This window comes from Curtobacterium sp. B8 (genome assembly GCF_000333315.1).
Lineage (GTDB): Bacteria > Actinomycetota > Actinomycetes > Actinomycetales > Microbacteriaceae > Curtobacterium > Curtobacterium luteum.
The window spans coordinates 1-6,041 of sequence record NZ_BACW01000489.1 but is presented as its reverse complement, the minus strand read 5'-3'; the positions used below and the strand labels follow the sequence as shown (position 1 = coordinate 6,041).

The following is a 6,041-nucleotide window of genomic DNA, read 5'->3' as shown; positions in this document are numbered from 1 at the left end:
GGCGCGCGTCAGCGACGCTCAGCGCGGGATGACCGAGAACAGGACTTTCTTCCGCACCATGTACCAGCCCAGCAGGATGAGCGCCGTGTGCGCAGCGAAGCCGATCCACCCGTTGAACCAGTCGACGCCGGGGATCGACGCGATGGCGAGCGCGAAGAAGACCTGCCACACGAACACGTAGAGGCTCGCCTGCCCGAGCGGGATCCACAGCCACCCGATGGCCGCTGCGATCGGCTTCCAGAACACGGTGAGGATCGCGTAGGACACGACGGCGAAGAACGCGATGTCGACCAGTCGCCCCCACTGCAGGTCGACGCGCTGGTACGCGGTGTTGTAGAGCTGGTCGTACATCGTCGCGGGGAACGGCGCGGGCGTGAACCCGAACTGGTTGCCCGCCCACACGTAGACGAGGAACAGCGCGTAGCCGACCATCCCGACCCCGACGAGCACCTTCCCGAGCCGACCGGTCAGCGCGCCGACGATCTGCCGCCGGTACACGCCGAGGACGAGGCCGTGGGTGAACACGACCTGCCAGGTGAGCAGGGGGAAGACCGCCTCGAACTGCGAGTTCAGCGGACGGAACTCCGGGTTGAGCGCCTGGTAGACGTACAGCGCCCAGCTGACGATGAGGAGCGCCCACCAGAACCCACGCCGGATCACCCACATGAACAGCGGGATGAACAGGCTCAGCACCACGAACAGGCCCATGATGTTGAACGGCCAGGGGCCCATCTCGAGCAGCAGGAACTGCCGGATCGCGAACCACGGCGGCGGGTAGGCCAGCAGCTGCATCGCGTTCGGGTAGAGGTCGTACACGCGGCCCTCCGCCCCGACCCCGCCGGTGCCGGTCCCCCGGTCGGTGAAGGTCGTGATGGCGTCGGTGTTCAGGAACGGCACGAAGCTCAGCGCGAAGACCACGAGGATCACCGCGAGGGTCACGAGGTACTGCTTCCGGGCGCGCTTCCACGCGCCGACCGCCGCGGCCCACTCGCCGAACTTCTTGATCGCGAACGGGTACGTCATGCCGAGGACCATGCCGGAGAGGAACACGAACATCTCGGCACCGGTGATCGCGCCGACCGCGTGCAGCGTGATGTACGAGTACGGTCCGCCGATCTCGATGTGGGTGATCACCACGGCGAGGATGATGAAGCCGCGGAACAGGTCGAGCCGGAGGTCGCGTCCGGGCTTGCCGTCGTCCGGGTAGCGCCAGCTCGGGACGAGCCGACCGAACAGGCCGCTGAGGAGGAACACCGCGGCCAGACCCACCGCCAACCAGACGATCCACGCCATCTGGTCGCCGCCGGTGTCGTACTGCTGGTTCGTCGCCGCGGCGCCGTCCTGCGGCGTCACGCGCTCGGTGACGGGGCCGGAGACGAAGTCGCCCGCGCGTTCGAGGTCGGTCCGGAAGGACCCGGCGATGCCCGGCACCGCGGTGTCGCGCCAGTCGGCGACGCGGTTGCCGGCCTCGGGCTCGCGGCGGTTCGTCTCGAGGAAGGTGACGCCCTCGACGAGCGGTTTGTCGTCGAGCGCGGCGATGACCTGCCGCCACCAGCCCTGCTTCACGGTGAGCTCGGCGTCGCCGCGGAGCGAGTGGTCGAACAGCGCGCCCGTGTCGAGGAGCATCGGCAGGTCACGGTCCTTCGCGAACCGGTCGTAGAACGTGCCGGCGGCGACGGGCTGCTGGTAGCCCCAGGTCTCGTCGAACCGGGCCTGCACCTCACCGGCTTCCGGGGCGTCGTTCCGGGTGAGCGGGACGTCGCGGCCGGCGGCCTGCGTGGCCTTGCCCTTGCCGAACGAGAACATCGACAGCCCGACCCAGTCGACGCTCGCGGCGCCGGGCCAGTACGGCTCGTACGGGTCGTCCGCCGCGGTGAGCTCGCCGTCGCCGTTCGTGTCGACGGCCTGCACGTCCGTCGCGGACAGGTCACGGAGACGGCCGGCGGACTCGCCGAACGGGTACCCCGCACCGTACGACGGAGCCCACACCATCGCGGCGTCTGACGAGCCGTCGTGCACCTGGGTCGCCAGGGCACGGAAGGTGCGGACGTAGTCCGTTGGCTGCTGCCCCCACGACACCCACGTGCCGTTCATCTGCGGTGCGTAGCGGAGCAGCACCTTCGTGCCGTACTGGGCGTGGACCTGCTCGAGCAGCCGGTTCGCCTTCCGGGCATCGGCCGTGGTCAGGGTCGACAGCTCCTGGTCGGGCTCGAGGCTCACCACGAGCACGGCGCCCTGTGCCGCCGCCGCCCGGGTGGAGCGGAGGAGCTCGCGCTCGGCTGTGCGACCGATCGGGTAGTCGATCTCGACGCCGTACATCGACGGCACGGCGCCGAGCCGGCCCGCGTACCCGTCCGGTGCGTCGTCGCCCCAGTCGAGGTCGGGCCCGAACCAGCGCTCGCCGGAGGCCGGTCCGGCCGGGGTGTCCTCCGCGGCGGTGGTCGCCGAGGCGGGCAGCGCGCCGCCGAGGACCAGCGTGGCGACGACGACGAGGAGTGCGAGGACACGCCTCACCGTTCGCACACCAGGGTCCACACGTTGCGGCCGTGCTCGTGACGGTGCTCGAGCCGGTCGAGCGCGGCGATCGCCAGCGCCAGACCGCGGCCACTCTCCTCGTGCACGTCGGCCATCGTGACCGCGCCGAGGTCGACGTCGGCCGGGCGGCCGTTGTCCGTCAGCACGGCGGTGAGTTCCTGGTCGGTGGCGTCGAGGTCGACCGTGTAGCGCCTGCCGGCTTCGCGGTCGGTCCGCCGGGTGTGCTCGACGATGTTCGCGGCGATCTCCGCGAGCGCCGTCTCGAGCTTGAAGCGGAGGGCGGGGTCGTCGATCCCGAGGCCGTCCCACCACCGGGCGAAGTGGTCCTGGACGACGTCGAGCGACTCGACCGTCGCCTCGACCTCGAACGACGACGTGCTCACAGGGGACCTCCCACGGTGCTCGACTCGTGCGCGACGGGCGGGGTGAAGACCGGCGCCCGGTAGAGCACGGCCCGGATGACGATGCTGAAGATGAACAGGTCGAAGACGACCCAGGCGGTGTTCACGAGCGGTGCGATGCCGTCGGCCTGTCCGGTGGCGTACCGGATGGCGATCATCACGAGGGCGGCCACGAGGGCACCCATCGCGAACAGCTGCGGCTTGACGAGGTCCCACCGCGGCTTCTGGTCGGACTCGTCGCGGACCTTCGGAGTGACCCGGAAGCCGAGCGGCTTGCCGCGGAACACGTTCTCGAACGCGCTCGTCACCGACTCGATCCACACCGGGAAGAGCGCCAGCGAGTACTGCTGGCCGCGCCACGTCGGCCGGCCGGCGGCCACGACCCAGAAGAGCAGCTGGTTGAGCACGAGGAACGGGATGAGCCGGGCGAAGAAGTCGACGCTGTACGCCTGGACCGGCACCACTCCGAACGACAGGCAGAGCACCGGGGCCGCGATGTAGACGATCGCCGCGAAGCCGGAGAGGTAGCTCCACATCGTCGAGAAGTACATGAGCCGCTGCCCCCACGACAGGCCCTTCTGCACGAGCGGGTTCTCGCGGAAGAACACCTGCATCGTGCCCTGTGCCCAGCGGAGGCGCTGCACGAGCATCGTCGGGAGGTCGTCCGGGGCGAGCCCGGTGGCGAGGATCTCGTCGTGGTACGCCGACTTCCACCCCAGGCCGTGCAGTCGCATCGCGGTCGCCATGTCCTCGGTGACCGAGATCGTCGCGAGGGGCATGATCGGCTGCGCCTCGTCGTCGCGGTTCACGTCGAGGGCACGGGCGAGCACCGCGATCGACTCGATGGCGGCGACCGGCGAGGCGTCACGCCGCCCGAGCACGTCGAGCGCGGCGTCGTCGAGTCCGGCGAACGTGTCCGGCTCGTCGGACATCGCCGCGAGCTCCTGCAGGTCGTTCCGGACGGACTCGAGGTCGGCCGCGGCGAACCGGAACGAGATCGTGTCGATCCCGCGCTGGAACGCGTAGGTCACGTCCCCGAGGGGCTCGCCGCTCGCCACCTGGTCGCGGGCGCGGTCGACCACCGCCTCCGCCTCGGCGAGCGCCTCGAGCACGCGGGGGTCCGTCTCGGTCTCGCGGGCGCGGGCGAGGAGCTGCCGTGAGGTCGTGATCGTGCGCTGCACGGACGCCTCGACTTCGCGCACGTACCGGGTGACGCCGAGCTGCATGAGCGCCTCGCGCCGGAGGATCGCGTTCGACCCGCAGAAGAACGCGGCGTTCCAGCCGTCCTTCGACTGCTGGATCGGGCCGTAGAACAGGGGCGCCTGACTGCCGAGGAGGTCCTCCTTCGGCACGTTCTCGAACCACTGCGGCGTCTGCACGAGCGCCATCCGGTCGTCCTTGAAGTACCCGAGCGTCCGGTCGAGGATCGCCGGGTCCGGCACCTGGTCGGCGTCGAGGATGAGCAGGAACTCCCCCTGCGTCGCGAGCAGCGCGTTGTTGAGGTTCCCGGCCTTGGCGTGCCGCGGACGGTCCACCCAGTCGGCGCCGCGGGTGATGATGCCGATGCCGAGCGACTGGGCCGCCTCGCGCATCTCCGGACGGTTGCCGTCGTCGAGGATCCACGTGGAGTGCGGGTGCCGGATGGCCTTCGCGGCGCGGGCGGTGCGGAGGACGAGGTCGACCGGCTCGTTGTACGTGGTGATGAAGACGTCGACGGTGACGTGGTCCCCGGGCGGCGTCGGCGGCTCGCCGCGCTCACGGAGCCGCCACGCCCCGAACGCGAAGAGCAGCGAGTCGATGACGCTGTAGGTCTCGGCGAGGATGAGCGGCACGGCGATCCACCACGAGTGCCAGTTCACCGAGGCCGCCCACCGCCAGACGATGTAGTTCACGCCCGCGAGGGACGCGAGCAGGGCGACGGTGCGGACGGCGATCATCCGTCGACGCGGCGTCCCGGTGGCGAGTCGCCGCCGGTCCTGCCGGCTGGCGTCGAGCGCGCTCATCCACGTCCTTCCCTCGGGAGGTGGTCCACCCCTGATGGCGCGACCTGGTGAGTGGTCACGTACAGGACTGTCTACCGCAGGGAGCACTCCGGTGTCAGCCGACACCCGCTGCGGATCGGGACGACCGCGCCGAGCGGCCGGTCAGGGACGCCGGGCGGTGATGCCGAGGTCGTCCGCCAGCCGGGCCACGACGTGGTCGAAGTAGACCGCGCCGTCCGAGACCGCGCCGACCGTGTGGCCGAAGAGCTCGAACGACACCACCCCGAACACGGTCGTCCACGCCATCAGGATCCGCAGCACGAGTTCGTCCGGGAGGTCCGGGGCGACACCCCGTTCCCGCACGTACGCGACGGCATCCCCGATGGCGGACGGGAGCCCGTCAGGAGGCGAGGCCGGAGCCGGACGCGCCCCGTGCCTCCCGTCCGTCCACGCGTCCGCGACCACCTGGATGAGCACGTGCGTCGTCCGCGACGCGGGTTCGATGGTCGACGGCGGGGCGACGTAGCCGGGGACCGGCGACCCGTAGAGCAGGGCGAAGTCGCCCGGGTGGGCGACCGCCCACGTCCGGATCGCCCGGCATGCGGCTGCCCAGCGACCGGCGACGTCGGCGCGGTCGACGGCGGCGTCCGCGGCCTCGACCGCGGCGCCGAGCTCGTCGTAGTCGAGGACGAGGAGCGCCGTCAGCAGGTCGTCGCGGCTCGCGAAGTACCGGTACACGGCGGAGGACACCATGCCGACGTCCCGTGCGACCGCGCGGAGGGCGAGTTGGCTCGGGCCCTCCTCGGTGAGCCGTGCACGGGCCGCAGCCAGGATGCTCGCGTGCACGGCCTCGCGCGCGAGCGCACGGGCGGTCGGCTGCTTCGTCTGCATGCCCCCACCGTGCCACACGAGAGCACTGCACACAAACGAGAGCACCGCTCTTGCAATTGACCCCTCCGCAGTGCAGACTGCTCCTGCGAGAGCACCGCTCTCCGAATCAGACCCAGGAGGAACCCATGTCCGACCGTCACCTCGTCATCGGAGCCGGCCCGGTGGGCCGGCACGTCGCCGCCGTCCTCGCGGAGCGCGGCGCCGACGTCACCGTCGCCACCCGCTCGGACGC

Annotated in this window: 5 protein-coding genes; 1 reads left to right on the top strand and 4 read right to left on the bottom strand. The window is 70.8% G+C overall.

Features of this window, described 5'->3' with window-relative positions; all coding sequences use genetic code 11:
• Nucleotides 1-18: 18 nt before the first annotated feature.
• The 4 genes from opgC to I59_RS12580 form a co-directional block, all read right to left on the bottom strand.
• A complete protein-coding gene (opgC, locus tag I59_RS12595) occupies nucleotides 19-2,514 on the bottom strand; it encodes an OpgC domain-containing protein (RefSeq protein WP_022904170.1) in 2,496 nt (831 codons plus the stop codon).
• A complete protein-coding gene (locus I59_RS22900; protein WP_022904169.1) occupies nucleotides 2,511-2,918 on the bottom strand; it encodes an ATP-binding protein in 408 nt (135 codons plus the stop codon). The genes opgC and I59_RS22900 overlap by 4 nt, the downstream gene beginning before the upstream one ends.
• Nucleotides 2,915-4,873, bottom strand: coding sequence for a glycosyltransferase (locus I59_RS12585; RefSeq protein ID WP_042726717.1), 1,959 nt, complete (start codon nucleotides 4,871-4,873; stop codon nucleotides 2,915-2,917). Before I59_RS12585 ends, I59_RS22900 begins: the two co-directional genes overlap by 4 nt.
• Nucleotides 4,874-5,080: 207 nt before the next feature.
• Nucleotides 5,081-5,809, bottom strand: a complete 729-nt coding sequence (locus I59_RS12580) for a TetR/AcrR family transcriptional regulator (protein ID WP_022904167.1) — start codon at nucleotides 5,807-5,809, stop codon at nucleotides 5,081-5,083.
• A gap of 125 nt (nucleotides 5,810-5,934) precedes the next feature.
• Between I59_RS12580 and I59_RS23920 the strand changes: the two genes are divergently transcribed.
• The coding region (locus I59_RS23920; protein ID WP_187289823.1) for an NAD-binding protein at nucleotides 5,935-6,041 on the top strand (107 nt) is incomplete at its 3' end.